The following is a 23200-nucleotide window of genomic DNA, read 5'->3' as shown; positions in this document are numbered from 1 at the left end:
GGGCAAAGATACGCCTTTCGCAATGTCCTGCTTTCGTGGTTTGGTCTTTTGTCTTCGAGAGTGGGCCATGGTTCGCAACGCTACCCCGCCCGACTACGAGGCCACGCCTCGTCCGGTCGTCGCCATCGGCAACGACTACCCGGCGAATTTCGTGATCCTGCCGCATCGGCACAGGCGGTCGCAGCTGCTGTACGGCACCAACGGCGTGCTGCTGGTCCGGACCGAGCAGGGGCGCTGGGTGGTGCCGCCGGAGCGCGGGGTGTGGATTCCGGGCGGCATCACCCATGACGTGCAGCTGATCGGCCCGGTCAGCGTGCGCAGCGTCTACATCGAGGCCGATGCGGTTCCCGGCCTGCCGGCCGAATGCCGGGTGGTCGGCGTCTCGCCGCTGATGCGCAGCCTGCTGATCGAGGCGGTCGAGCTGCCGGTGGAATACGACCCGGCTTCCCGCGACGGGCTGGTCATGGCGCTGATCCTGCAGGAGATCGCGCGGATGCCGGTGCTGCCGCTGAACCTGCCGCTGCCGGGCCATGCGGCGCTGGCGGCGCGCTGCCGGCGGTTCCTGGAGGGGCCGACGCCGCACGACACGATCGACGACTGGTGCGGCGCGCTGGGCATGAGCCGCCGCGCCTTCACCCGGCTGTTCCGGCAGGAGACCGGCCTCAGCCTGTCCGGCTGGCGGCAGCAGGCCTGCCTGTTCGCGGCCCTGCCGCGGCTGGCGGCGGGCGAGGCGGTGACGACGGTCGCCCTCGACCTCGGCTATGACAGCGCCGCCGCCTTCACCACCATGTTCAAGCGCCTGCTGGGCGCGCCGCCCAGCCGCTACTTCGCGGCGGGCGCCGGCGCCTCTGGTCCCAACCCATAGGAGGTGACGCGCAGCGCCTCGCGGATGTCGGGGATCGCCGCCTCCGCCGCCGCATAGCCGAGGTCGATCAGCTCGGCCGCCCGGTCGAACTCGGCGCTGCCGATGTGGCCGAGCTTCGGATCGATCGCCACGTCCGGCGGCTCCGCGGCCAGGCGGATGCGGCCCATGCGGTCGAGGATGATGTTGAGCGAAGCCATCATCACCCCGAACAGGCTCGGCATGTCCGGGTCGCGGCGGAACAGCTTGCGGGCGACGCCGTTGAGGCCGCCCAGCAGGCTGCCGCCCGGCATCAGCTCGAGGATGTCGAAGCCGGCGATGCGGGCGTAGCCGCCCTCGGGCACCCGGGTCCGGCCCATGATGTCGCCGTTGAGGTTGACCGCGATCACGACCTCGGCGCCGAGGGCACGGCAGACCGAGACCGGGACCGGGTTGACCAGGGCGCCGTCGACCAGCATGTGGCGGCCGATGTGCCGTGGCGGGAACACGCCGGGCAGGGCGTAGGAGGCCTGGAGCACCTCGGACACCCGGCCCTCGCGCAGGCAGACCTCGTGGCCGGTGAACAGGTCGACGCAGACGGCGCCGAACGGCACGCCGAGATCCTCGATTCTGAGGTCGCCGAAGCTCTGGTCCAGCAGCCGCCCCAGCTTGCGGCCGCTGATCAGGGCGGGCAGGCCGAGACCGAAATCGAGATAGGAGACCATCCGCTTCCGGTCGAGCCCGCGGGCCCAGGCTTCGAGCATGTCGAGCCGGCCGGAGAGATGGGCGGCGCCGGCCAGTGCGCCGACCGAGGTGCCGCACACCACCTGCGGCTTGATACCGGCGGCGTCGAGCGCCCGCAGCACGCCGATATGGGCCCAGCCGCGGGCGATGCCGCCGCCGAGAGCCAGCCCCAGGACCGGCGGGGCCGTTCCGCCGGCATCCATGATCATGCCGAGATCCGCCGGATGCGGCCGTCGACCTTCGGCGACACCGTCTTCATCGCGGTGACGTAGTCCATCACCACCGTCGCCATCAGCCGCGCGGCCGAGGCGTCGACCAGCACCTTGCCCTTGGTGAAGGCGGCGTAGCCGTCGCCGCCGCCGGCCATGTAGTCGTTGGTGGCGACGCGGTAGACCGCGGCATCGTCCAGCGGCTTGCCGTCGACCGTCACCGAGATCACCCGGCTGCCGGGCGGCTTGGCCGGATCCCAGACGAAGGCGAGGCCGGAGACTTGCGGGAAGCGGCCGGCGACGGCCTCGACCTGGGACACGCCGTTCTCCAGCGCCGCCCGGATCTCGGCGCCGGTCAGCTCCAGCAGCACCGCGACATTGCCGAAGGGCAGCTCGGCCAGGATGTCCTTGCGGGTCAGCTGGGTGCCGGCGGCGATCAGCCGGTCGCCGCGGACGCCGCCGCCGTTGATGATGGCGATCTGCGCGCCGGTGGTGCCCCAGCGCAGCCCGTCGGCGATCAGGTTGCCCATCGTCGTCTCCTCGGTGCGCACCGCGCCGCGCTGGCTGTCGAGCTCGACCGAGGTGGTGCCGATGACGATGCCCAGCGCATCGTCCAGCGCCTTGTTGAAGGCGTCGACCTTGCCCTGGATCTCCGGATCCGGCTCGACCCCCGCGGTCGGCCGCACCTCCCAGCTCGGCAGCACGGCGATCACCGGCCCGTCCTTGGTCTCGCGGGTCGAGACCTCCAGCTCGACCACGCCGAGATAGTGCGAATCGTAGCCGGCTTTGAAGATCAGGACGTTGTTCTCATAGAACATGATCGGGTCGTGGTCGTGCCCGCCCAGCACCAGGTGCAGTCCCTTGACCGACTGCGCCAGCTGCCGGTCCTGGGCGATGCCGAGATGGGTCAGCGCCACCAGGATGTTGGCACCCTCGGCCTTCAGCGCCTCGACCGCCTGCTTGGCCGTGGTGATGATGTCGGGGAAGCTGATATCGGGACCGGGACTCGACAGCACCGCCGTGTCCGGCGTCAGGATGCCGAGGAAGCCGATGGTGTAGTCGCCGACCTTGCGGGTGGCAGTGGCGACGCCGCCGCCGAAGGGCTTGCCGTCCTTGCCCAGGACGTTGGCGCCCAGCCAGGGGAACTTCGATTCGCCGATCCGCTGCGCCGCCAGCTCCGGCCCGTAGTCGAATTCGTGGTTGCCCCAGACCGCGTAGTCGACGCCGACGGCGTTGAACAGGTCGATCATCTGCGAGCCCTTGGTCAGGCCCGACATGACCGAGGGCGACAGCGTGTCGCCGCCGAAGGTGGTGATGCTGTGCGGGTTCTCGGCGCGGGCCTGCTTCAGCAGGGTCGCCAGCTGGCCGAAGCCGCCCTGGCCGCGGACCGGGCCGATCTCGTAGACGTCGTTGACGTGCAGGAAGGTCAGGCGCAGCGGAGCCGCCGCAGCCCACCCGGGCAGGGGGGCTGCGGCGAACACGGTGGCGAGCATGACCTGGCGGCGCGACGGGCCCTGCATGGCTGGAATCTCCCTCCGGACGGTGGTGCCAGAATGGACCGGCCCGCGGCCCGATGTCATCCTCCGCCGCGTTGCGAAGCGGTGACAAGTGAGCGGATCGGATGACCCAGGACAGCCTCTACCATCCGGCCACCGCCGACACTTCGCGCACCGTGCCGAGCTATTGGGAGGAGACCGCCGGGCCGGCGCCCGCGGGCTGCGTGGCGCTGGCCGGGGACGAGGCCTGCGACGTCGCCGTGATCGGCGGCGGCTACACGGGGCTGTCCGCGGCGCTGCATCTAGCCCGCGACCTCGGAATCGACGTCCGGGTGCTGGAAGCGGGACCGATCGGCTGGGGCGCCTCCGGCCGCAACGGCGGCTTCAACTGCGTCGGGGCCGCCAAGCTGTCCGGCCCGGCGATGCTGCAGCGGGTCGGCCGCGACGAGGTGCGCCGCTACTACGCCGCCCAGGTCGAGGCGACCGAGCTGGTGGCGGCGCTGGCCCGGGACGAGAGCATCGATCTCGACCGCCAGGGCAACGGCGTCATCAGCGTCGCCCACAAGGCGAGCCGGGTGCGCGAGCTGGAGGAGGATGCGCGCTGGGACCGCGAGGTCGCCGGCCTGACCTCGACGCTGTGGAGCCGGGACGAGCTGCGCGAGCGCGGCCATGCCGGGCCCGAGGCGCATGGCGCGCTGCACCACGCCGCCGGCTTCGGCCTGCACCCGCTGAAATACCATCGCGGCCTGACCCGCGCCGCCCTGGCCCGCGGGGCGAAGATCCACGACCGCAGCCGCGTCACCGGCTGGCAGCGGGAGGGGGGCGGGCACCGGCTGGTCACCGCAGGCGGCTCGCTGCGGGCGAAGCGGGTGCTGATCGCGACCAACGGCTACACGACGGACGGGCTGCATCCCCATCTTGCCGGCACCTTCCTGCCGGCCCTGTCCAACATCGTGGTCACCCGGCCGCTGACCGAGGCGGAGCGCGCGGCCCAGGGCTGGACCACCGAAACGCCGCTGTCGGACACCCGCAGCCTGCTGTTCTACTTCCGGCTGCTCAAGGATGGGCGGCTGCTGCTCGGCGCCCGTGGCGGCACCTGGGGCAGTCCGGAGGCTGCGGCCCGTTACCGGCGCTGGCTGGAAGGGCGGATCGGCATCGCCTATCCCGCCTGGCGCGGCGTCGAGACCACGCATTTCTGGTCCGGCCTGGTCTGCCTGTCGGCCAATCTGACGCCGATGCTGGGCCAGGTGCCCGACGATCCGGGCGTCTGGTACGCGCTGGCCTATCACGGCAACGGGGTGGCCAGCGCCGGCTGGGCCGGCCGCGCCGTCGCCCATGCCATGACCGGCAGCCCGGTGCCGGGCGTCGGCATCCCGGCGCTGATGGCGACGCCGCCCACGCGCTTCCCACTGGGCGCGCACCGGCGCTGGCTGCTGAAGGCCGCGTACCTCAAATTCCTGATCCAGGACGCCCTCTGAGAGCCTGGGCTCTGACGCCGGGGCAGCCCCGCAGTCTCGGCATTTGGCGATGCCGCCAGCCCGCCCTTAGCCTTCCTGCGTGCCGACCTGCGGAGCGACGCCGTGAAGATTCTGACCCTGCAGAACAACGACCGCACCCCTTCGGGCCTGATCGGCGCGGCGATCGCGGAGGCGGGCGGGGCCGAGGATGTGCGCTTCCCGGAACATGGCGACGTCGTGCCGGCGGACGCCACCGGCCATGACGGGCTGCTGGTGCTGGGCGGCGTTCAGTTTGCGGGCGACGATGTCGCTCATCCCTATCTGCCGGCCGAGATCGCCGCGATCCGCGCTTTCGCCGATGCCGGCAAGCCGGTGCTGGGCATCTGCCTCGGCGCCCAGCTGCTGGCCCGGGCCCTGGGTGGGACGGTGCGCCGCCACCACACGCCGGAGGTCGGCTTCACCGCGATCGAGGCGACGGACGCCGCCGCGGCCGACCCGCTGCTGCGCGGCCTGACGCCGCTGCCGAAGCTGATGCACTGGCACTACGACACTTTCGACCTGCCGCAGGGCGCGACGCTGCTGGCGACCAACGCCGTCTGCACCAACCAGGCCTTCATCGCCGGGCCGGGCCTGTACGGGCTGCAATTCCACCTCGAGGTCTCGGCGGACATCGTCGAGGGTTGGGTCGACGCCTTCGCGGAATGGACCCGCGACCGGTTCCCGGAATTCTTCGCCAGCTATCGCGACCAGCTGGAAGGCGACCTGCCCGGCGCCGCCCGCTTCGCCCGCGAGGTCGGGCTGCGCTGGATGGAGATGGTGCGGACGCAGGCGGAGGGCCGGCGGGCGGCCTGACGGCAGGGAGGGTGGCGATGACCTTCGACGATGTCTGCGCCCTCGCCTTGGCCTGGCCCGGCGTCGAACGGTCGACCTCCTACGGCACGCCGGCGCTGAAGGTGAAGGGCAAGCTGCTGACCCGGCTGCGCGAGGATGGCGAGACGCTGGTGGTGCTGGGCGTCGGCCTCGATGAACGCGAGATGCTGATCGAGGCCGAGCCCGAGGTGTTCCACCTCACCCCGCATTACCAGAACTCGCCGATCGTGCTGGTGCATCTGGCGGAGGCCGATTCCCGTGCCCGTGCGGTCGAGGCCCTGCTGCTGCGGCGCTGGCGCACGGTGGCGCCGAAGCGGGTGGTCAAGGAGTTCGATCTGGCGAAGGGGTGATCCGGCCGTATCCGGTCTGGCCTTTTGCGCTTTGCCCCCTGAGCCCAGCCTCCTCATTGTCATGCCGGGCTTGACCCGGCAATCCAGGGCCCACCGAGAGCCGCTCTTGAAAGCCCTGGATCCTCGGGTCAAGCCCGAGGATGACAATAAAAGGGACGAAAACTGAAACCAGCCCTTTCCCTCGGCCGGACAGCCAGACCGTAATCAGCCGCGTCCCGGCAGCATCCGCCGCAGCACGCCGTCGCGCAGAGCATAGTGATGGACCAGCGCCGCGGCGGCGTGCAGCCCGGCCAGGACGATGATGGTCCAGGCGACGGTGTCGTGCAGCCCGCCGATCGTCTGCGCCAGGTCGTGGTCGGGCGCCAAGGCGGCCGGCACGTCGAACAGGCCGAAGAACTGGAACGGCTCGCCCTGCGCCCAGCGGAACAGGAATCCCAGCGTCACCTGTGCCGCCAGCAACGCGTAGAGGGCCAGATGCGCCGCCTTGGCCGCCAGATGCAGCAGTCCGGTGTTCGCCGGCGGCAGACGGCGGCCCTGGGTGCCGCGCCAAGCCAGCCGCGCGATCAGCACCACCGTCAGCAGCAGGCCGCAAGAGATGTGCAGCGACTGCGCGCCCTTCCGCAGCGCTGTGCCGCGCGGCAGGAAACCCCAGATCTCCGCCAGCGCGAACATCAGGATGACGAGCGCCGCCGTCAGCCAGTGCAGGAGGATGGTGACGCGGTCGTAGCGGCCGGCGGACTGGTCGGTCGGGGCCGCGGTTACGGCGGCCTGCTGGATCGTCATTCGGATGCTCGTGGCTGTGTCTGTCGTGGGCCAATGAGGGCCCCAGCCTTTTCGCTCATAGAGCCGGCGAAGGTACGATTAATAAAAAGACAAGGAGACGCGGCGCCGTCGCTACAGCCGCGCCATCAGCATGGCGAAGCGGGTCAGGCCTTCCGGCCAGGGGCCGTGGCCGCTGGTGCCGTCGAGGCCGCCGGCGTCGCCGGCATCGACGAACTGGCTGCCCCAGGCGGCCGCGAGGTCGTCGGCCACGGCCAGGGCACAACGCGGATCGCTGGCGCTGGCGACCAGCAGGGACGGGAAGGGCAGCGGGTCGCGCGGCACGTCCTCGTAGCCGGGTGCACCGGCCGGGTCCGCCGGCGCCACCAGCAGCGCCCCGGCGACGCGGCCGTTCAGCCGTGCGGCGGCGAAGGCGACGGCCAGCACCCCCAGGCCATGGGCGATCAGCACCACCGGCTTGTCGCCGGCCTCGGCGGCCGCGACCAGCGACCCGACCCGGCTGTCCCGATCCGCCGGATCATCGGCGCTGCCGACCCAGCGCGCGGTCTTCAGCCGCGACTGCCAGCGCGACTGCCAATGGCTCTCGTCCGGCGAGGCCAGGCCGGGGACCATGAGGATGTGGGCGTCGGAGGATTTCATCGATCTGCTGCAGTGCCGGACGGAGAAAACCTAAGTGTGCCCGACGCCGTCCGGGGTCAAGCGCCCGCCTTGTCCAGCGCCGCGGCAAGGGCCCGGAACGGCAGCTCGACGCAGTCGTGCCGGCTGCGCACGGCGCGGACCGGGGTGAAGATCTCCAGCTCCGGCCAGGGCGGGGCGGCGCCCTCGCGCAGCATCGGCTTGATCCCGGCCGCCGCCTCACGCAGTGCCGCCGGCGCCTGGCCGATCGCCTTTTCCGCGATCAGCGCCGCCGACGCCTCGCACAGAACGCAGCCGCGCACCAAGTGGCCCAGCGTCGCCACCTTGCCGTCGGCCAGGGTCAGGTCGATGGTCACCCGGTCGCCGCACAGCGGGTTGTCGATCATCGCCGACCCATCCGGCTCTTGCAGCCGGCCGGCACCGGTCGCATCCCGCGCCTTCTGCAGGATCGCCTGGTCGTAGAGCGCATCGATCATCGTGTCGGTACCTTAGCGGCGGTCAGGGTCGACAGCGTCTCCGGCGTGTCGACGTCGAACAGCACGGCGGTGTCGCCGGCCTCGATCTCGACCACCTCGTCCGCATGCTCGCCGATCAGGTGGCGGGCGCCGACATCGCCGGCGACCGACGCCATGGCGGGGAAGAAGCGGCGGTCCCACAGCACCGGGTTACCGCGCTTGCCCTGATGGGTCGGCACCACGATCGAGCGGCCCTCCGTCGGCGCATAGGCGGCGACCAGGCGCTCGATCAGCTTCGGGCTGATTCGCGGCATGTCGCCGAGGCAGACCAGCGCGGCGTCGGTCTCGTGCGGCAGCGCCGCCAAGCCCGCGGCGAGCGAGGTGCTGAGGCCCTCGGCATAGCGGGGGTTGGCGGTGAAGGTGACCGGCCGGTCGGCCAGCGCCGCCTCGACCTGCTCGCGCTCATGGCCGGTGACGACGACCACCGGGCCGATGCCCTTGGTCCCCAGCACGGCGTCGACGGCGTGCGCCACCATCGGCTTGCCTTCGACCGGGGCCAGCAGCTTGTTCAGCTCGCCCATGCGGCGCGACTGGCCGGCGGCCAGCACCACCACGCCGACATTCGGCGCATGCGGCATGCCGTTGCCGTCGGCTGCGCGGTCGCGGGGCAGGGGTCGGCTCGGGATTTCGGCAAGGAGGCCGCCGACGCCCATCGCCATGACGTCGAGGCGGGTGACGGTCAGCCCCGCCGCGATGCGCTGCAGCACCCAGTCGAAGCCGTTCAGCTTGGGCGAGCGGGCGCAGCCGGGCAGGCCCAGCACCGGCATGGCGCCGATGCGGCCCATCAGGATCAGGTTGCCGGGATCGACCGGCATGCCGAAATGCTCGACGATGCCGCCAGAGGCCTCGATCGCCGCCGGCAGCACGTCGCGCCGGTCGGTGATCGCCGAGGCGCCGGCGATCAGCAGCAGGTCCAGGCCGAGATTCTGCACCATGCGGATCTCGCTGGTCAGTGCCGGGGCCTTGTGGTCCGACCGGCGCTCGCGCGCCAGCGTGCCGCCCAGCCTGGCCAGCCGCTCCGACGTCACCTGGGCGGTCTTGTCCAGCACGCTCGGCTTGGTGGTCGGCAGCTTCGTCTGGATCAGCCCGACCTTCAGCGGCCGGTAACGGGCCAGGCGCAGCGCCGGCCCGCGTTCGGGCAGAACCGACATCACCTCGACCAGCGACACCGCGTCGGTCGGCGCGGCGAAGGGGATGATCTTGATCGTCGCCACCATCTGCTTCGGCGCGACCTCGGCCCATTCCGGCAGGGTGGCGATGGTGATCGATTCGTCGAGCCGGTTCAGCCGGTCGATCCGCTCGCGGTCGATCACGACCACGCCCGCCGCCTCGGCGTAGAGATTGACCCGGCCGGTGAAGGCGGCGCTGGCGCTCAGCCCCGGCCCCTGCACGGCGGCGGCCACCCGCTCGGCCGCCTGGTCCTCATGGATGTCGCCGCGCTCCAGCCGCGCCGCCTGCACCTCCGCGACGCCGGCGGCCTGCAGCGCCGCGATGTCGGCCGCGCTCAGCCGCCGTCCCTTGCGGAACAGCGTTCCGGCGGCGGCGACGGTGTGGGCCAGGATGGCGCCGGCGGCCTCGGCGACAGGCAGGGAGCCGAAGATCACGCGGGGGCCTTTCCGAGCGGTTCGGCGCCGTGCAGCACCGCGGTCATCTGCGCCATCACCGAGATCGCGATCTCGGCCGGGGACACGGCGCCGAGAGCGAGGCCGGCCGGCCCGTAAATTCGGGCCAGCGCGTCGGCGCCGTGGCCGCGCGCGGTCAGCCGCTCGATCCGCCCGGCATGGGTCTTACGGCTGCCGAGGGCGGCGATGTAGAAGGCGGGAGAGCGCAGCGCCACGTCGAGCGCCGGGTCGTCCAGCTTGGGGTCGTGGGTCAGGGTGACGACCGCGGTGCGGCCGTCCGGCTTGAGAGCCGCGAGGCCGTCATCCGGCCACTCGGTGCTGACCTTCACGCCGGGGAAGCGCTCATCCGAAGCGAAGGCCCGGCGTGGATCGATCACGGTGACGTCATAGCCGGTCAGAGCCGCGATCGGTGCCAGGGCCTGGGCAATGTGGACGGCGCCGATGATCGCCAGCCGCAGCGGCGGCACGAAGGTCTGGATGAACAGCTTGCCGTCCGCGGCCGTGCGGCTGCGGTTGTGGCGAAGCGCCTCCTCGATGGCGCCCTGCAGCGCCGTGTCCACCGGCAGGTCGCCGGTCACCGCGCCGTCGACCACCAGGGACTGGGTACCGCCGGCCAGGTCGGTGACCAGCGCCGCGGTCCGGTGCTCGGCCCGGGCGGCCTGCAGCGCGTCGAGGATCTCGCGCTTCACGACAGCCGCTCGACGAAGACCTGGACCTTGCCGCCGCAGGCCAGCCCGACATCCCAGGCCTGCTCGTCGGTGACGCCAAAATCGAGCAGCCGCGGCTTGCCGTCCGCCATCACCTCCAGCGCCTCGCGCACCACGGCGCCCTCGATGCAGCCGCCCGACACCGAGCCCTGCATCCGGCCGTCGCCGTCGATCACCAGCTGGCTGCCGGCCGGGCGGGGCGAGGAGCCCCAGGTCGAGACCACGGTGGCCAGCGCCACCGGGCGCCCTTCGGCGGCCCATGCCGAGGCCTGGGCCAGCACATCGTCATGATCGGTCATTGCACCATCTCCTGCTGGACGGCGAGGCGCCGCCATCGGGCCATGCGTCTGTCACCCCGCGCAGAGTCCTCGGCCAGCACATCCACCAGCGCGGCCAGGCTGGCCAGGCTGTGGACCGGTCGGAACTCGTCGACATGCGGCATCAGGGCACGCGCCCCCATAGATCTTGGCGCATACCCGTCCCAGCGCAACAGGGGGTTCAGCCAGATCAGCCGCCGGCTGCTGCGATGCAGCCGGTCGATCTCGTCCTCCAGCCGGTCGCCGGCGTCGCGGTCGAGCCCGTCGGTGATCAGGATCACCACCGCGCCCTGGCCCAGCACGCGGCGGCCCCAGACCCGGTTGAACTCGGCCAGGCAGGCGCCGATGCGGGTGCCGCCGCCCCAGTCCTGCGCCGCCCGGCCGACGCGGTCGAGCGCGTCGTCGACGTCGCGGCGGCGCAGCTGCCGGGTGATGTTGGTCAGCCGGGTGCCGAAGACGAAGCTGTGCACCCGGTCGCGCTCGGTCGTCACGGCATGCAGGAAATGCAGCAGCATGCGCGAATATTGGCTCATCGAGCCGGAGATGTCGCACAGCACCACCAGCGGCGGCGGCCGTTTGCGGCGGATGCGCCGGGCCAGGTCGATGGAATGGCCACCGGCGCGCAGCGACTGGCGCAGGGTCTGGCGCATGTCGACCAGCGGCGCCGAGTGGTGCGGGGCATAGCGCCGGGTCGGCACGTCGCGCACCGGCAGGCGGAAGCGCGCGATGGCGGCCCGGGCGCGGGCCAGCTCCTCGGCGCTCATCTGCTCGAAATCCTTGTGCTGCAGCTTCTCGCGCTCGGAGAAGGTCAGGCTGGCATCGACCTCCAGCTCCGGCGGCTCCTCGGCATCGTCGGGCGCCTCGCCGCGGCCGGGCTGCTTGCGGTCGGCGAAGGCCTCGGCGACCCGGCGGTTGACCGCGCGCTCCTCTTCCCTGCCGGTGCGGATCTGCGGCAGCATCAGCGTCATGGCGCGCTTCAGCATGTCCGGGTTGCGCCAGAACAGGTGGAAGGCCTGGTCGAAGATCTCGCGCTGGTCGCGCCGGTTCACCAGCGTGGCGTGCAGCGCCCAGTAGACGTCCTGCCGGGTGGCGACGCCGACCGTCTCCAGCGCCTCCAGCGCCGCCAGCGTGCGGCCGGGCCCGACCGGCAGGCCGGCGGCCCGCAAGGCACGGCAGAACTGCATGACGTTGAGGGCGAGGCGGCCCGGCTCGGCCGGGGCGGGATCAGGGGGCACCGGTCCGCTCCTCGGCAAGCAGGGCGTAGACGACGTCGTCGCACCACTCGCCCCTGGCCCAGACCGAGCGCCGGAAATGGGCCTCGCGCTGGAAGCCCAGCCGCTCGAACAGGGCGACCGAGCGGGTGTTGCGCGGATCGATCGACGCCTGCAGCCGGTGCCGGGCCTCCGCCGCGAACAGACGTCGGATCAGGGCGTCCAGCGCTTCGGTGGCATGGCCGCGCCCCTGGGCGCCACTGGCGAAGGTGACGCCCAGCTCCACCAGCCGCGGCTCCCCGGCCAGGATATGGATTCCGATGTCACCGAGCAGCCGGTCGTCCGCCCGATCGGCCACGGCGACCTGGAACCACCGGCCGGGCAGGCCGTAGGCGGCCGCTTCCATGCTAGCGACGAAGGCCTCGGCCTCCTCCCGGCTGCAGCCGTCCCAGCCCTGCCAGCGCGCGACCTCGGGGTCATCGCGGTAGGCGCGGAACGCCCCGGCATCCCGCGCCGCGAAGCGCCGCAGGACCAGGCGGTCGGTCCGGATCGGGATGAAGGCAGATTCGGTCACTGAAAACGCCCGACTGAGCTGAAACGGTGCAGGATGAGCATCAATGACTACGCGAAACGGCGAGACCGAGAGACCTTGGCTTCGGTCAGATGATCACGGATCGTATTGGCATCGGCCTCGGACAAAACGCGCTTCGGCAGGAGCTGGTACAGTTGATCGGACTGGTAGAGCAGGAACAATCGGCTATCCTCGTTCCACTTCGCATAGTGGCCCCACGGTGTCTGCGATTGGCTGTCTGCCGCCTGCCACTCGACGCCACTTCGCGACCACTTGGCGTGCATGGTCTCGTGCAATGACTTCTGCTGGCGGTATGCGCGCCGGGCGGATTGCGGCAGCACGGTATAAATCACGGCCACGTAGATGGCCGGAGCGATCACAACGCCGAATGCGACCAGGAACCAGATATCGCCGGGCCGGGCCGGGCCGGAACCGGTCATGGTGCTGTACATCACCGCCATGACCACGATGAGGACGAGCACGAGCAGTGCAATGATCTTCTTCGAGCTCATGGCGGTCCAGCCGTGCAGCCTCGCTGCCGCGACCAGGTCGTCTTCGCTCAGTTGAAACGCCGCTTGCCCTGATGTTTCCGTGTCCATTGCTGCTTGCTCTCGCACGTGGCGCCAAGATCTACACCGGCATGGTCACCGCGGCAGCAGCCGCGGCGTTGATCTCCGCCCGCATCTCGGACAAAAGCCGCGCCGCCTCGGCGCCCTGGATGCGCTCGATGTCGTCCTGGTACTTCAGGATGGTGCCGAGCGTGTCGCGCACCACGTCGGGGTCGAGCTCCAGCACGTCCAGCTCGGTCAGCGCCTGGGCCCAGTCCAGCGTCTCGGCCACGCCGGGGTGCTTGAACAGGTCCAGGCGGCGCAGCTTCTGCACGAAGGCGACGATCTGGGCGCTCAGCGCCTCCGGCGTGCCCGGCGCCTTGGCGTGCAGGATGGCGCGCTCGCGCTCGGCATTCGGGTAGTCGACCCAGTGGTAGAAGCAGCGGCGCTTCAGCGCGTCATGGATCTCACGGGTGCGGTTCGAGGTGACGATCACGATCGGCGGCTCGGCCGCCTTGATGGTGCCGAGCTCCGGGATCGTGATCTGGAAGTCGGACAGCACCTCCAGCAGGAAGGCCTCGAACGGCTCGTCGGTGCGGTCCAGCTCGTCGATCAACAGCACGGCCGGGCCGGACACGTCCGGCTCCAGCGCCTGCAGCAGCGGCCGGCGGATCAGGAAGCGCTCGGCGAAGATGTCATTCGCCAACTGGTCGCGGTCCTGCACGCCGCCAGCCTCGGCCAGGCGGATCTCCAGCATCTGGCGCTGGTAGTTCCACTCATAGACCGCTGAGGCAATGTCGAGGCCCTCGTAGCATTGCAACCGCACCAGGCGGCGGCCCAGCGTCGCGGCCAGCACCTTGGCGATCTCGGTCTTGCCGACCCCGGCCTCGCCCTCCAGGAACAGCGGCCGTTTCAGCCGCAGGGCCAGGAACAGCGCGGTCGCCAGCGGGCGGTCGGCGACATAGTCGCCGCGCGACAACAGGGCGAGGGTCTCCTCGACGGAGGCAGGCGGAGCGTTCATCGGACGAATCCCAATTTTCCGGCAGGATAGCCGTTCCGGCCGAAGATGCTACGATCGCAGCGATGACCGAGAACATGGAGAGCCTGATCCTGGACCACCTGCGCCACATCCGCGCGGGGCAGGACGCCATGCGTGAGGATATCCGTGAGATCAAGGTCCGGCTGAGCAATCTGGAAACCGAGATGGGTCAGTTGCATGTCGAGATGGCCCAGGTCCACGTTCGGATCGCCGAACTCTCCGGCCGCGTCGACCGGCTGTCCAACCGGATCGAGCGGGTCGAAACGCGCCTGGGCCCCATCGAAGTCTGAACAGAACGCGGTCCGATAGGAAGCGGCATGACCGACTTGAAGAACCGGGTGGCCCTGGTCACCGGCGGCTCGCGCGGCATCGGCAAGGCGGTCGTCCTGGCGCTGGCCGAGGCGGGGGCGGCTGTTGCCGTGAACTATCGCGAGCGCGCCGAAGAGGCGGAGGCGGTCGCCGAAACCATCCGCAAAGGCGGCGGCCGCGCTGCCGCTTTCGGTACCGATATCTCGCTTCACGCCGCCGTGCAGAGCATGGTCCGCGACGTGGAGGACCACCTCGGCCCGATCGACATCCTGGTCAACAATGCCGGCATGGCGGCGGTGCGCGGCCTCGATGACATCACCGAGGAGGACTTCGACCGTTCCATCGCGGTCAATCTGAAATCCGCCTTTCTCTGCACCCAGGCCGTCCTGCCGGGTATGCGGGCGCGGCGCTGGGGCCGGATCGTCAACATCTCGTCCATTGGGGCCCGCATCGGCTCCGGCTCGGTCAGCATCGCCTATGCCGCCGCCAAGGCCGGCCTCGAAGGCCTGACGCGCGGCTATGCCCTGCGGCTGGCGCCGGAAGGCGTGACGGTCAACGCCGTGGCGCCGGGCTTGGTCGACACGGAGATGGGCCAGCCGCTGATCGAGGCGGGCGTCGCCGCCCGCATCCCGGTCGGGCGCAGCGGCACGGCGGACGAGATCGCCCGGGCGGTCATGCTGCTGGTCGACAACGGCTACATCACCGGCCAGACGGTCGCGGTCAATGGCGGCTCGCTGTTCTCCTGAGGCGGGCTAAGCCGCGTTCGGGATCGTCTCGCCGCGCAGCTCGGCGGCCGGGGTGAACAGCTCCTGCGGCTGGGGCACGCCGCGCAGGCGGCGGGTGCCGCAGGAGACCAGGCGCACCGGGCTCAACTCGGCGAAGCGGGCCGAGGTCAGGATGCGCCGGCCGATCAGCTTGGTCATCTGCTCGATCCGGGCCGCGCGGTTCACCTCCGGCCCGACAACGGTGAAGTCGAGCCGGTCGGGCGCGCCGATATTGCCGAAGATCACTTCGCCGACATGCAGCGCGATCCCGGCCTGGATCTCGTCCAGCCCTTCGGCGCGGCGGCGGTCGTTCATGGCATCGAGGCCGGCGAAGGCGTCCAGCGCGCCGATCAGGCCGCGGGCGCAGGCCTCCTCCGCCGCCTCGTCGTCGCCGAGGCGGAAGATCGCCAGGATGCCGTCACCCATGAACTTCAGCACCTCGCCGCCGGCGCCGTGCACCGCGCCGACGACGATGGTGAAGTACTCGTTCATCAGCTGCAGCAGGGCGTCGCGCGGTGTCGCCTCGGCCCGGGCGGTGAAGCCGCGCATGTCGCAGAACAGGATCACGGCCTCCAGCGACCTGGCGCCGCCACGGACGACCTCGCCCTCCAGGATCCGCCGGCTGGCTTCGCGCCCGACATAGGTCTCGAGCAGGTGGGCCATCTTCTGCCGGTCGACCATGATCTCGCAGACGGCGCCGAGCGCGGGCAGGATGCGCTGCACCGAGGCGATCTGGTCGGCCGAGAAACCGTCCGGATGGTCCGAGACCATGCTGAAGCCGGTGGTCCGCGGCTCGTCGGTGCCGAAGCGCATCGGCATCAGCACATAGTCCGCCGCGCCCTGGTCGTGCAGCTCCTGCAGCAGCGGGAATTCCAGATCCGCCTCGGGGCCGACCAGCCGCCGGCGCACCATCCGGCCGGTGCGGTGCAGTAGCCCCATCGGGCTGTTGTGATAGATCGGACCGTCCGCCCGCTCGCGCTCGAACCGGGTCTCGCGCACCTGGCCCAACGCCGGCCGCCATTCATAGGCCGCCGAGCTGATCAGGGGGTGGAATTGCGGCAGGAGGAAGCTCAGCCGCCACAGCGGGAACCCGGCCCGGACCAGGCGCTGGGCCAGCTCCTGCAGCACCGGGGCCGGCGAGGGCAGGGCGCGCGCCGGCCCGAGCAGCCAGCAGATGATCTCGTCGGGATCGAGCATGGTCCCAGGATGGAATATGGGCCAGGTTTCGGGAAGGGGGCAGAGGGGCTCAGATGTCCGCTGCTTTCAGGACGGCGATCCAATCCTGCCGGCCGCCGAGCAGGCGCAGGATGGCGACGTGGTCGCCGGTGTGCGTGTAGATGACCAGGTGGCTCCGATAGACATGAATCCGCACCGGCGGGTCGAACTCGCGATGCTCGCGTGCCAGGGTCGGCATGGCGGCGATCATCTCGAAGACGCGAACGAGTTCGTCCAGGTAGCGATCGGCCTGCGCGACGGACCAAGTCTCGGCCGAGTATCGCCAGATATCATCAAGGTCGGCCAGAGCGATCGGACTCAGCCGATACCGGGCCTCACCCGCCGGCATGCTGTCGGCGCATCCGATGCTTGAATGCAGCGGCGTCGAAGGGCTCCGGTTCCCCGCTTTCAACGCCTTCCGTGATGGCGGCCTGCAAGGTGGCGATCGCTTCGGTCCGCTCCTGATCCTTGCGGATCAGGTCCCGGATGTAGTCGCTGACATTCCCGTAGCGCCCGCCGTCGGCTTGCCTCTCCGCCCAGATCTTCAAGGCGTCAGGCAGGGAGACATTCATTGTGGCCATGGCTGTCCTCTTCCGTTGGCTCGGTCAGGATATGGCATTCTCTGCCAACAGTCATGGCAAACATTGTCATGCCTTCATGGCAACGGCCTGCCCCGTCTCCCGGAGACAGGCCGTCCATCGGGAACAGGAGGATCAGCCGGCGGCCTGGACCGCCCGCTTGGCCATCACCTTGACCAGATGGGCCCGGTATTCGGCCGAGCCGTGGATGTCGCCGTTCATGCCGCCGGGATCGACCGACAGCCCGTCCAGCGCCGCGGCGGAGAAATTGCCGGCCAGCGCCTGCTCGGCCTCGGCCCAGCGGAACGCGCCGTCCGAGCCCGCGCCGGTAACCGCGACGCGGATGCCGCCGGCGGTCCTGGCCACGAACACCCCGACCATGGCATAGCGGCTGGCCGGGTTGTCGAACTTGATGTAGGCCGCCTTCTCCGGCTTCGGGAAGTGGACCGCGGTGATCAGCTCGTCTTCCTCCAGGGCGGTGGTGAACATCCCCTGGAAGTAGTCGTCGGCCGCGATCTCGCGCTTGGTGGTACGCACGGTGGCGCCGAGCGCCAGCACCGCCGCGGGATAATCGGCGCTCGGGTCGTTGTTGGCGACCGAGCCGCCGAGGGTGCCGCGGTTGCGGACCTGGGCGTCGCCGATGTCGCCGGCCAGGGCGGCGAGGGCGGGGATCACCCGCTGCACCACGTCGGAGGCCGCGACCGCCGCATGGGTGGTCATGGCGCCGATGGTCAGGCCGCCATTCTCCTCCTTGATCCCCTTCAGCTCGGCCGCCCCGCCGAGGTCGACGACGTCGGAGGGCGAGGCCAGGCGCTGCTTCAGCGTCGGGATCAGGGTCATGCCGCCGGCCAGGAACTTGCCGTCGGAGGCGGCGGTCAGCTTGGCCACCGCGTCGGCCGCGGAGGAGGCCTTTTGATAATTGAAGGCATACATCGTCGTTATCTCCTCACTCGGCCGCCAGAGCGGGTGTGTGGATCGCCCGCCACACCCGCTCCGGCGTCGCCGGCATGTTCATGTCGCGGCCGATCGCGTCGGTGATCGCGTTCATCAGCGCCGCCGGCGCCGCGATCGCCCCGGCCTCGCCGCAGCCCTTCACCCCGAGCGGGTTGGAGGGGTTGATGGTCTCGATCATGCCGACGTTGAAGCTGGGCAGATCGTCCGCCCGCGGCATGCAGTAATCCATGAAGGAGCCGGTCAGCAGCTGCCCGGTCTCCGGATCATAGGCGCAGTTCTCGAGCATCGCCTGGCCCAGGCCCTGGGCGACGCCGCCATGCACCTGGCCCTCGACGATCATCGGGTTGATCACCCGCCCGAAATCGTCGACTGCCGAATAGTTGGCGATGGTGACGATGCCGGTGTCGGGGTCGATCTCGACCTCGCAGATCTGGGTGCCGGCCGGGAAGGTGAAGTTGATCGGGTCGTAGAAGGCGCTCTCCTCCAGCCCCGGCTCCACCCCTGCGGGATAGTTGTGCGGGACATAGGCGGCGAAGGCGACCTCCTGGATCGTCTTGGCCCGGTCGGTGCCGGCGACGGTGAATTTGCCGTCCTTGAACTCGATGTCGGCCTCGGCCGCCTCGAGCTGGTGGGCGGCGATCTTCTTGCCCTTGGCGATGATCTTCTCCGCCGCCTTGAAGATGGCGGAGCCGCCGACGGCCAGCGAGCGCGAGCCGTAGGTGCCCATGCCGAAGGGCGTCTTGTCGGTGTCGCCATGCACGACCTCGACCTGGTCGGCCGGCACGCCGAGATAGCTCGACATCAGCTGGGCGAAGGTCGTTTCGTGACCCTGGCCGTGGCTGTGGCTGCCGGTGTGGACGGTGACGTTGCCGGTCGGGTTGAACCGGATCTTCGCCGATTCCCAGAGGCCGACGCCGGCGCCGAGGGATCCCACCGCGGCCGACGGCGCGATGCCGCAGGCCTCGATGTAGCTGGAGAAGCCGATGCCGCGCAGCTTGCCGCGGCTTTGGCTGTCGGCCTTGCGGGCCGGGAAGCCGGCGTAGTCGGCCAGCTTCAGCGCCTCGTCCAGCGCCTTCGGATAGTCGCCGCAATCATAGGTCATGATCACCGGCGTCTGGTACGGGTACTGGGTCGGCTGGACGAAGTTGCGGCGGCGCAGCTCCGCCGGGTCCAGCTTCAGCTCGCGCGCCGCCAGCTCGACGATGTGCTCGATGACGTAGGTCGCCTCCGGCCGCCCGGCGCCGCGGTAGGCATCGACCGGAGCGGTGTTGGTGTAGACCCCGTCGACCTCGCAATAGATCGCCGGGATGGCGTATTGCCCCGACAGCAGCGGCGCGTAGAGGAAGGTCGGCACGCAGCTGGCGAAGGTCGAGAGATAGGCGCCGAGATTGGCCGTGGTGTGGACGCGCAGGGCCAGGAACTTGCCGTCCTGGTCCATCGCCAGCTCGGCATGGGTGACGTGGTCGCGGCCATGCGCGTCGGCCAGGAAGCTCTCGCCGCGCTCGGCCGTCCATTTCACCGGCCGGCGGACCTTCTTCGCCGCCCAGACGCAGACGGTCTCCTCGGCATAGATGAAGATCTTCGAGCCGAAGCCGCCGCCGACATCCGGCGCGATCACCCGCAGCTTGTGCTCCGGCGCGATGCCGATGAAGGCGGACAGCACCAGCCGGGCCACATGCGGGTTCTGGCTGGTGGTGTAGAGGGTGAAGCTGTCCGAGCCCCGGTCGTATTCGCCGATCGCCGCCCGCGGCTCCATCGCGTTCGGGATCAGCCGGTTGTTCTGAAGGTCCAGCTTGGTGACATGGGCGGCGCGGGCGAAGGCGGCCTCGACATCGGCCTTGTTGCCCAGCTCCCACTCATAGACCGTGTTGCCCGGGATGTCGTCATGCACCAGGGAGGCGGCGCTGCGGGCGCTGTCGGTGGCGACGACGGCCGGCAGCTCCTCATAGTCGACATTGATCTTCTCGGCCGCGTCCTTGGCCTGGTCGCGGGTCTCGGCGATCACCACCGCGACATGGTCGCCGACATAGCGGACCTTGCCCTGGGCCAGGGCCGGGTGCGGCCCGGCCTTCATCGGCTCGCCATTCTTCGACTTGACCAGCCAGCCGCAGATCAGCCCGCCGATCTTGTCCTTCGCCAGGTCGTCGCCGGTGAACACGGCGATGACGCCGGGCGCCGCCGCGGCCGCGCTGGTGTCGATGCCGCGGATCCTGGCATGCGCCACCGGCGAGCGCAGGAAATAGGCATGGGCCTGGCCGGGGCGATCGATATCGTCAGTGTAGTGACCGTTGCCGGTCAGGAAACGATAATCCTCCTTGCGGCGCAGCGGGGCGCCGATGCCGTCATGTGCCATGACTGCGCCCCCCTCATTCTGCTGCGACGCGCTGGCCGCCGGATCTGGCGGCGCAGTCGAGGACGGCCTTGACGATGTTGTGGTAGCCGGTGCAACGGCAGATGTTGCCTTCCAGCCAGTCACGGACCTCGTGCTCGGTCGGATTCGGGTTGTTCTGCAGCAGGTCGACCGCGCTCATCACCATGCCGGGCGTGCAGAAGCCGCATTGCAGGGCGTGATTCTCGCGGAAGGCCTCCTGCATCGGGTGCAGCGTGCCGTCGGCCGCGGCGAGACCCTCGATCGTGGTCACCGCGCTGCCCTCGGCCTGGACGGCCAGCATGGTGCAGGACTTGACCGACCGGCCGTCGACATGGACGACGCAGGCGCCGCACTGGCTGGTGTCGCAGCCGACATGCGTCCCGGTCAGCTGCAGGTGTTCGCGCAGAAGCTGTACGAGCAGTGTGCGCGGTTCGACCTGCCGCGTCACCGACCTCCCGTTCACCGTCAGGGTCACGGTGGTGGTCATGGAATCCTCCCAAGCTGGCGTATCGGCCGCCAGGCCCGGCCACGGCCGTTGCTCGCCGTTTACGGTGCCCGATCGAGCCATCCGAAGCGAAGGCTAGGTTTCGTCCGACGTTCGGTCAAGCCGGCCGAAGGACCCGTTCCGCCTGCGCTACAAACGCAGTCACAAATACAGGTACAGCAGCACCAGCACGATCACGACCAGGGCGGTGATCCAGACCGCCGGGCTCAGGCCTCCGCGGCTCGGTTCGGCCGCCGGCGGCGGGACGGGACGGGGCGGGGCGGCGACCGCGGGCTTTGGTGCCGGCGCAGCGGCGGGCGCCGGCCCGGCCGCGGGCACCGGCTGGGGCGCGGGAATCGGCTCGGCGGTGGCGAAGCTCGGGGCATCGGCCGGGCTCGGCGGCGTTACCACCGTCTCGGCCGGGACGGGAATCGGAATCGGGATCTCGGCCGCAGCCGGCGCGGGCGCCACGGGCTCGGCGGCCGGAGTCGGAGCCGGTGCGGGGGCCGCGGCGGCGCGCTGCTCCATCTCGGCGGCGAAGCGGGTGAAGAAGTCGTCGGCCATCTTCCTGGCGGTGCCGTCGATCAGCCGGGCGCCGAGCTGCGCCAGCTTGCCGCCGATATTGGCCTTCACCGCGTAGTGCAGCAGGGTACCGTCACCATCCTCGACCAGCTTGACGTCGGCGCCGCCTTTGGCGAATCCGGCCGCGCCACCCTTGCCCTCGCCGGAGATGGTGTAGCTCTCGGGCGGGTTCAGGTTGGACAGGGTGACCTGGCCGCCGAAGCTGGCCTTGACCGGCCCGACCTTGGCGGTGACGGTCGCCGTCATCTCGGTCGGCGAGGTTTTCTCGAGGGTATCGCAGCCGGGAATCGACCGGCGAAGCACCTCCGGGTCGTTCAACCCCTCCCAGACCACCGATCGCGGCGCCGCGATCCGATGCTCGCCCGTCATCTCCATGGCACGATCCCTTCGTCCCGAGCCGGTCGGCTCCGTCCTGTCGAAGCTAGTGCGGCCCACCGGCCGCGACAACCCTACCTTGGTGTGTCAGGCAAAGCATGCTCGCGCGGCCCGGAAAAGGTTGGCTGCTCCAGCCTTCGTCGCCATACTCCGGCCGCTCGAAAATCGAAGCCAGAAGGGATGTTCATGCCGGCGTCTCGACATGCCCGCCGCTGCCTGGGAGCCGCGGCGGGAGCGATAGCCCTTATGTCGATCGCACCGGCCCGGGCCGCCACCGAGGGGGCACCGCATCTCGACGGATCGCAGCTCGGCCTGGCCTGGATCATCCCCTTCATCGGCATCCTGCTGTCGATCGCGCTGTTCCCGCTGGTCCGGCCGCAGTTCTGGCATCACCATTTCGGCAAGGTCGCCGCCTTCTGGGGCCTGGCCTTCCTGGTGCCCTTCGCCGCGATCCACGGCGCCGACCTCGCCCTGTACGAGGTACTGACGGTGGCGCTGACCGAATACCTGCCCTTCATCATCCTGCTGGCGGCGCTGTTCGTCGTCGCCGGCGGGGTGCGGCTGAAGGGCACGCTGGTCGGCACGCCGGCGGTCAATCTCGGCATCCTGTTCGTCGGCACTGCCATCGCCAGCTGGATGGGCACCACCGGCGCCTGCATGCTGCTGATCCGGCCGCTGCTGCGCGCCAATGAGAACCGGCGCTATCGCGTCCACACGGTGGTGTTCTTCATCTTCCTGGTCGGCAATATCGGCGGCGCCCTGACGCCGCTGGGCGACCCGCCGCTGTTCCTCGGCTTCCTGCAGGGCGTGTCGTTCTTCTGGCCGACCCAGCACCTGCTGCTGCCGATGCTGCTCTGCTCGGTGATCCTGCTGGTGCTGTACGCCATCCTCGACACGGTGCTGTTCCGACGCGAGCACAGGCTGCGCGAAGTGCCGGCGGAGCCGCGTGTGCCCCTCGGTCTCGAAGGCGGCATCAACCTGCTGCTGCTGGTCGGGGTCGTCGTCGCGGTGCTGTTGAGCGGAGTCTGGCGGCCGGGCGTGACGCTGACCGTCCATCACGTGCCGGTGGCGCTGGAGAACCTGGCCCGCGATCTGCTGCTGCTCGCCATCATCGGCCTCTCCTGGGTGCTGACGTCGCAGGAAAGCCGGCGGCTGAACGACTTCAACTGGTTCCCGATCGTCGAGGTCGGCAAGCTGTTCGCCGCGATCTTCGTCACCATCGTGCCGGCGATCGCGATCCTGCGCGCCGGCCGCGACGGTGCGCTGTCCGATCTGGTCGATCTCGTCGGCGGCAACGGCGAGCCGAACAACCTGGCCTATTTCTGGCTGACCGGCTTGCTGTCCAGCTTCCTCGACAACGCGCCGACCTATCTCGTCTTCTTCAACATGGCCGGGGCCGACCCGCAGCACCTGATGGGCACATGGGCGACGACGCTCGGCGCCATCTCCGCCGGCGCGGTGTTCATGGGCGCCAACACCTATATCGGCAACGCCCCGAACTTCATGGTGCGCTCGATCGCGCAGGATCGCGGGGTGCCGATGCCCAGCTTCTTCGGCTACATGCTCTGGTCCTGCGGCATCCTGCTGCCGCTGTTCGTGCTGGTGTCGCTGCTGTTCTACACCGAGCCGTAAAGGGGATAGGGCAGGACGCCACT

Annotated in this window: 26 protein-coding genes; 7 read left to right on the top strand and 19 right to left on the bottom strand. The window is 70.1% G+C overall.

Annotated features, from left to right (window positions below):
- Positions 1-67: 67 nt before the first annotated feature.
- A complete protein-coding gene (locus tag QFZ27_RS26125) occupies positions 68-865 on the top strand; it encodes an AraC family transcriptional regulator (RefSeq protein ID WP_429229388.1) in 798 nt (265 codons plus the stop codon).
- Here the strand turns inward: QFZ27_RS26125 and QFZ27_RS26120 are convergent.
- Positions 823-1794, bottom strand: coding sequence for a patatin-like phospholipase family protein (locus QFZ27_RS26120; protein WP_429229387.1), 972 nt, complete (start codon positions 1792-1794; stop codon positions 823-825). The genes QFZ27_RS26125 and QFZ27_RS26120 overlap by 43 nt on opposite strands.
- On the bottom strand, positions 1791-3314 hold the full coding sequence (locus tag QFZ27_RS26115; protein ID WP_429229386.1) for a bifunctional metallophosphatase/5'-nucleotidase: 1524 nt from the start codon (positions 3312-3314) through the stop codon (positions 1791-1793). The genes QFZ27_RS26120 and QFZ27_RS26115 overlap by 4 nt, the downstream gene beginning before the upstream one ends.
- A gap of 101 nt (positions 3315-3415) precedes the next feature.
- Here QFZ27_RS26115 and QFZ27_RS26110 point away from each other — a divergent pair, with 101 nt between their 5' ends.
- From QFZ27_RS26110 to QFZ27_RS26100, 3 genes are all read left to right on the top strand, one after another.
- Entirely contained in the window at positions 3416-4768 is a 1353-nt protein-coding gene (locus tag QFZ27_RS26110; RefSeq protein ID WP_429229385.1) for an NAD(P)/FAD-dependent oxidoreductase, read from the top strand.
- Between the two features lie 102 nt (positions 4769-4870).
- The gene (locus QFZ27_RS26105; protein ID WP_429229384.1) at positions 4871-5599 is read left to right on the top strand and encodes a type 1 glutamine amidotransferase; all 729 of its coding nucleotides are present in this window, start codon (positions 4871-4873) and stop codon (positions 5597-5599) included.
- 17 nt (positions 5600-5616) lie between these two features.
- Positions 5617-5967: an MmcQ/YjbR family DNA-binding protein gene (locus tag QFZ27_RS26100; protein WP_429229383.1), complete on the top strand. Its 351-nt coding sequence runs from the start codon at positions 5617-5619 to the stop codon at positions 5965-5967.
- A gap of 204 nt (positions 5968-6171) precedes the next feature.
- Here the strand turns inward: QFZ27_RS26100 and QFZ27_RS26095 are convergent, their stop codons facing one another.
- The 10 genes from QFZ27_RS26095 to QFZ27_RS26050 form a co-directional block, all read right to left on the bottom strand.
- Complete coding sequence (locus tag QFZ27_RS26095) at positions 6172-6750, bottom strand: cytochrome b (protein ID WP_429229382.1); 579 nt, start codon at positions 6748-6750, stop codon at positions 6172-6174.
- Between the two features lie 111 nt (positions 6751-6861).
- Positions 6862-7386, bottom strand: coding sequence for an RBBP9/YdeN family alpha/beta hydrolase (locus QFZ27_RS26090; protein WP_429229381.1), 525 nt, complete (start codon positions 7384-7386; stop codon positions 6862-6864).
- 56 nt (positions 7387-7442) lie between these two features.
- A complete protein-coding gene (locus tag QFZ27_RS26085) occupies positions 7443-7859 on the bottom strand; it encodes an iron-sulfur cluster assembly scaffold protein (RefSeq protein ID WP_429229380.1) in 417 nt (138 codons plus the stop codon).
- Entirely contained in the window at positions 7856-9502 is a 1647-nt protein-coding gene (locus tag QFZ27_RS26080) for an NTP transferase domain-containing protein (RefSeq protein WP_429229379.1), read from the bottom strand. Before QFZ27_RS26080 ends, QFZ27_RS26085 begins: the two co-directional genes overlap by 4 nt.
- Positions 9499-10209 carry an XdhC family protein gene (locus tag QFZ27_RS26075; protein ID WP_429229378.1) on the bottom strand — a complete coding sequence of 237 codons (711 nt, stop codon included), beginning with the start codon at positions 10207-10209 and terminating at the stop codon, positions 9499-9501. The genes QFZ27_RS26080 and QFZ27_RS26075 overlap by 4 nt, the downstream gene beginning before the upstream one ends.
- Positions 10206-10526: an XdhC family protein gene (locus QFZ27_RS26070; RefSeq protein ID WP_429229377.1), complete on the bottom strand. Its 321-nt coding sequence runs from the start codon at positions 10524-10526 to the stop codon at positions 10206-10208. Before QFZ27_RS26070 ends, QFZ27_RS26075 begins: the two co-directional genes overlap by 4 nt.
- Positions 10523-11779: a vWA domain-containing protein gene (locus QFZ27_RS26065; protein ID WP_429229376.1), complete on the bottom strand. Its 1257-nt coding sequence runs from the start codon at positions 11777-11779 to the stop codon at positions 10523-10525. Before QFZ27_RS26065 ends, QFZ27_RS26070 begins: the two co-directional genes overlap by 4 nt.
- The gene (locus QFZ27_RS26060; protein ID WP_429229375.1) at positions 11769-12329 is read right to left on the bottom strand and encodes a GNAT family N-acetyltransferase; all 561 of its coding nucleotides are present in this window, start codon (positions 12327-12329) and stop codon (positions 11769-11771) included. The genes QFZ27_RS26065 and QFZ27_RS26060 overlap by 11 nt, the downstream gene beginning before the upstream one ends.
- Positions 12330-12376: 47 nt before the next feature.
- Positions 12377-12925 (bottom strand): YcxB family protein, encoded by a 549-nt coding sequence (locus QFZ27_RS26055; RefSeq protein ID WP_429229374.1) that lies wholly within the window; start codon positions 12923-12925, stop codon positions 12377-12379.
- Between the two features lie 31 nt (positions 12926-12956).
- Positions 12957-13895 (bottom strand): AAA family ATPase, encoded by a 939-nt coding sequence (locus QFZ27_RS26050; protein ID WP_429229373.1) that lies wholly within the window; start codon positions 13893-13895, stop codon positions 12957-12959.
- 62 nt (positions 13896-13957) lie between these two features.
- On the opposite strand from QFZ27_RS26050, the gene QFZ27_RS26045 reads away from it, so the two are divergent.
- Together QFZ27_RS26045 and QFZ27_RS26040 are read left to right on the top strand one after the other, a co-directional pair.
- Entirely contained in the window at positions 13958-14203 is a 246-nt protein-coding gene (locus QFZ27_RS26045) for a hypothetical protein (protein WP_429229372.1), read from the top strand.
- Positions 14204-14230: 27 nt separating this feature from the next.
- Positions 14231-14968, top strand: coding sequence for an SDR family NAD(P)-dependent oxidoreductase (locus QFZ27_RS26040; RefSeq protein ID WP_429229371.1), 738 nt, complete (start codon positions 14231-14233; stop codon positions 14966-14968).
- Between the two features lie 6 nt (positions 14969-14974).
- Here QFZ27_RS26040 and QFZ27_RS26035 read toward each other — a convergent pair whose 3' ends face one another.
- The 7 genes from QFZ27_RS26035 to QFZ27_RS26005 form a co-directional block, all read right to left on the bottom strand.
- On the bottom strand, positions 14975-16183 hold the full coding sequence (locus tag QFZ27_RS26035; protein ID WP_429229370.1) for an adenylate/guanylate cyclase domain-containing protein: 1209 nt from the start codon (positions 16181-16183) through the stop codon (positions 14975-14977).
- A 49-nt stretch (positions 16184-16232) separates the two neighbouring features.
- Complete coding sequence (locus QFZ27_RS26030) at positions 16233-16550, bottom strand: type II toxin-antitoxin system RelE/ParE family toxin (RefSeq protein ID WP_429229369.1); 318 nt, start codon at positions 16548-16550, stop codon at positions 16233-16235.
- A complete protein-coding gene (locus tag QFZ27_RS26025) occupies positions 16537-16782 on the bottom strand; it encodes a type II toxin-antitoxin system ParD family antitoxin (RefSeq protein WP_429229368.1) in 246 nt (81 codons plus the stop codon). Before QFZ27_RS26025 ends, QFZ27_RS26030 begins: the two co-directional genes overlap by 14 nt.
- Before the next feature lie 132 nt (positions 16783-16914).
- On the bottom strand, positions 16915-17712 hold the full coding sequence (locus QFZ27_RS26020) for an FAD binding domain-containing protein (protein ID WP_429229367.1): 798 nt from the start codon (positions 17710-17712) through the stop codon (positions 16915-16917).
- A 13-nt stretch (positions 17713-17725) separates the two neighbouring features.
- Entirely contained in the window at positions 17726-20086 is a 2361-nt protein-coding gene (locus QFZ27_RS26015) for a xanthine dehydrogenase family protein molybdopterin-binding subunit (RefSeq protein ID WP_429229366.1), read from the bottom strand.
- 13 nt (positions 20087-20099) lie between these two features.
- Entirely contained in the window at positions 20100-20591 is a 492-nt protein-coding gene (locus QFZ27_RS26010; protein WP_429229365.1) for a (2Fe-2S)-binding protein, read from the bottom strand.
- Between the two features lie 159 nt (positions 20592-20750).
- Positions 20751-21545 (bottom strand): SRPBCC family protein, encoded by a 795-nt coding sequence (locus tag QFZ27_RS26005; RefSeq protein ID WP_429229364.1) that lies wholly within the window; start codon positions 21543-21545, stop codon positions 20751-20753.
- A 246-nt stretch (positions 21546-21791) separates the two neighbouring features.
- Between QFZ27_RS26005 and QFZ27_RS26000 the strand changes: the two genes are divergently transcribed.
- Positions 21792-23177: a sodium:proton antiporter gene (locus QFZ27_RS26000; RefSeq protein ID WP_429229363.1), complete on the top strand. Its 1386-nt coding sequence runs from the start codon at positions 21792-21794 to the stop codon at positions 23175-23177.
- Positions 23178-23200: the final 23 nt, after the last annotated feature.

It is taken from the genome of Inquilinus ginsengisoli, assembly GCF_050434925.1.
In the GTDB taxonomy this organism is placed as follows: Bacteria; Pseudomonadota; Alphaproteobacteria; order DSM-16000; family Inquilinaceae; genus Inquilinus; species Inquilinus ginsengisoli_B.
This window is presented reverse-complemented; position numbering and strand designations above follow the sequence as displayed.

What these genes read in the sequence shown, in the direction of transcription:
- QFZ27_RS26125 (WP_429229388.1), top strand. Translation starts at nt 68, where the DNA reads ATGGTTCGCAACGCTACCCCGCCCGACTACGAGGCCACGCCTCGTCCG.
- QFZ27_RS26120 (WP_429229387.1), bottom strand. Translation starts at nt 1,794, where the DNA reads ATGATCATGGATGCCGGCGGAACGGCCCCGCCGGTCCTGGGGCTGGCT.
- QFZ27_RS26115 (WP_429229386.1), bottom strand. Translation starts at nt 3,314, where the DNA reads ATGCAGGGCCCGTCGCGCCGCCAGGTCATGCTCGCCACCGTGTTCGCC.
- QFZ27_RS26110 (WP_429229385.1), top strand. Translation starts at nt 3,416, where the DNA reads ATGACCCAGGACAGCCTCTACCATCCGGCCACCGCCGACACTTCGCGC.
- QFZ27_RS26100 (WP_429229383.1), top strand. Translation starts at nt 5,617, where the DNA reads ATGACCTTCGACGATGTCTGCGCCCTCGCCTTGGCCTGGCCCGGCGTC.
- QFZ27_RS26095 (WP_429229382.1), bottom strand. Translation starts at nt 6,750, where the DNA reads ATGACGATCCAGCAGGCCGCCGTAACCGCGGCCCCGACCGACCAGTCC.
- QFZ27_RS26090 (WP_429229381.1), bottom strand. Translation starts at nt 7,386, where the DNA reads ATGAAATCCTCCGACGCCCACATCCTCATGGTCCCCGGCCTGGCCTCG.
- QFZ27_RS26085 (WP_429229380.1), bottom strand. Translation starts at nt 7,859, where the DNA reads ATGATCGATGCGCTCTACGACCAGGCGATCCTGCAGAAGGCGCGGGAT.
- QFZ27_RS26070 (WP_429229377.1), bottom strand. Translation starts at nt 10,526, where the DNA reads ATGACCGATCATGACGATGTGCTGGCCCAGGCCTCGGCATGGGCCGCC.
- QFZ27_RS26055 (WP_429229374.1), bottom strand. Translation starts at nt 12,925, where the DNA reads ATGGACACGGAAACATCAGGGCAAGCGGCGTTTCAACTGAGCGAAGAC.
- QFZ27_RS26050 (WP_429229373.1), bottom strand. Translation starts at nt 13,895, where the DNA reads ATGAACGCTCCGCCTGCCTCCGTCGAGGAGACCCTCGCCCTGTTGTCG.
- QFZ27_RS26045 (WP_429229372.1), top strand. Translation starts at nt 13,958, where the DNA reads ATGACCGAGAACATGGAGAGCCTGATCCTGGACCACCTGCGCCACATC.
- QFZ27_RS26040 (WP_429229371.1), top strand. Translation starts at nt 14,231, where the DNA reads ATGACCGACTTGAAGAACCGGGTGGCCCTGGTCACCGGCGGCTCGCGC.
- QFZ27_RS26035 (WP_429229370.1), bottom strand. Translation starts at nt 16,183, where the DNA reads ATGCTCGATCCCGACGAGATCATCTGCTGGCTGCTCGGGCCGGCGCGC.
- QFZ27_RS26030 (WP_429229369.1), bottom strand. Translation starts at nt 16,550, where the DNA reads ATGCCGGCGGGTGAGGCCCGGTATCGGCTGAGTCCGATCGCTCTGGCC.
- QFZ27_RS26025 (WP_429229368.1), bottom strand. Translation starts at nt 16,782, where the DNA reads ATGGCCACAATGAATGTCTCCCTGCCTGACGCCTTGAAGATCTGGGCG.
- QFZ27_RS26020 (WP_429229367.1), bottom strand. Translation starts at nt 17,712, where the DNA reads ATGTATGCCTTCAATTATCAAAAGGCCTCCTCCGCGGCCGACGCGGTG.
- QFZ27_RS26015 (WP_429229366.1), bottom strand. Translation starts at nt 20,086, where the DNA reads ATGGCACATGACGGCATCGGCGCCCCGCTGCGCCGCAAGGAGGATTAT.
- QFZ27_RS26010 (WP_429229365.1), bottom strand. Translation starts at nt 20,591, where the DNA reads ATGACCACCACCGTGACCCTGACGGTGAACGGGAGGTCGGTGACGCGG.
- QFZ27_RS26005 (WP_429229364.1), bottom strand. Translation starts at nt 21,545, where the DNA reads ATGGAGATGACGGGCGAGCATCGGATCGCGGCGCCGCGATCGGTGGTC.
- QFZ27_RS26000 (WP_429229363.1), top strand. Translation starts at nt 21,792, where the DNA reads ATGTCGATCGCACCGGCCCGGGCCGCCACCGAGGGGGCACCGCATCTC.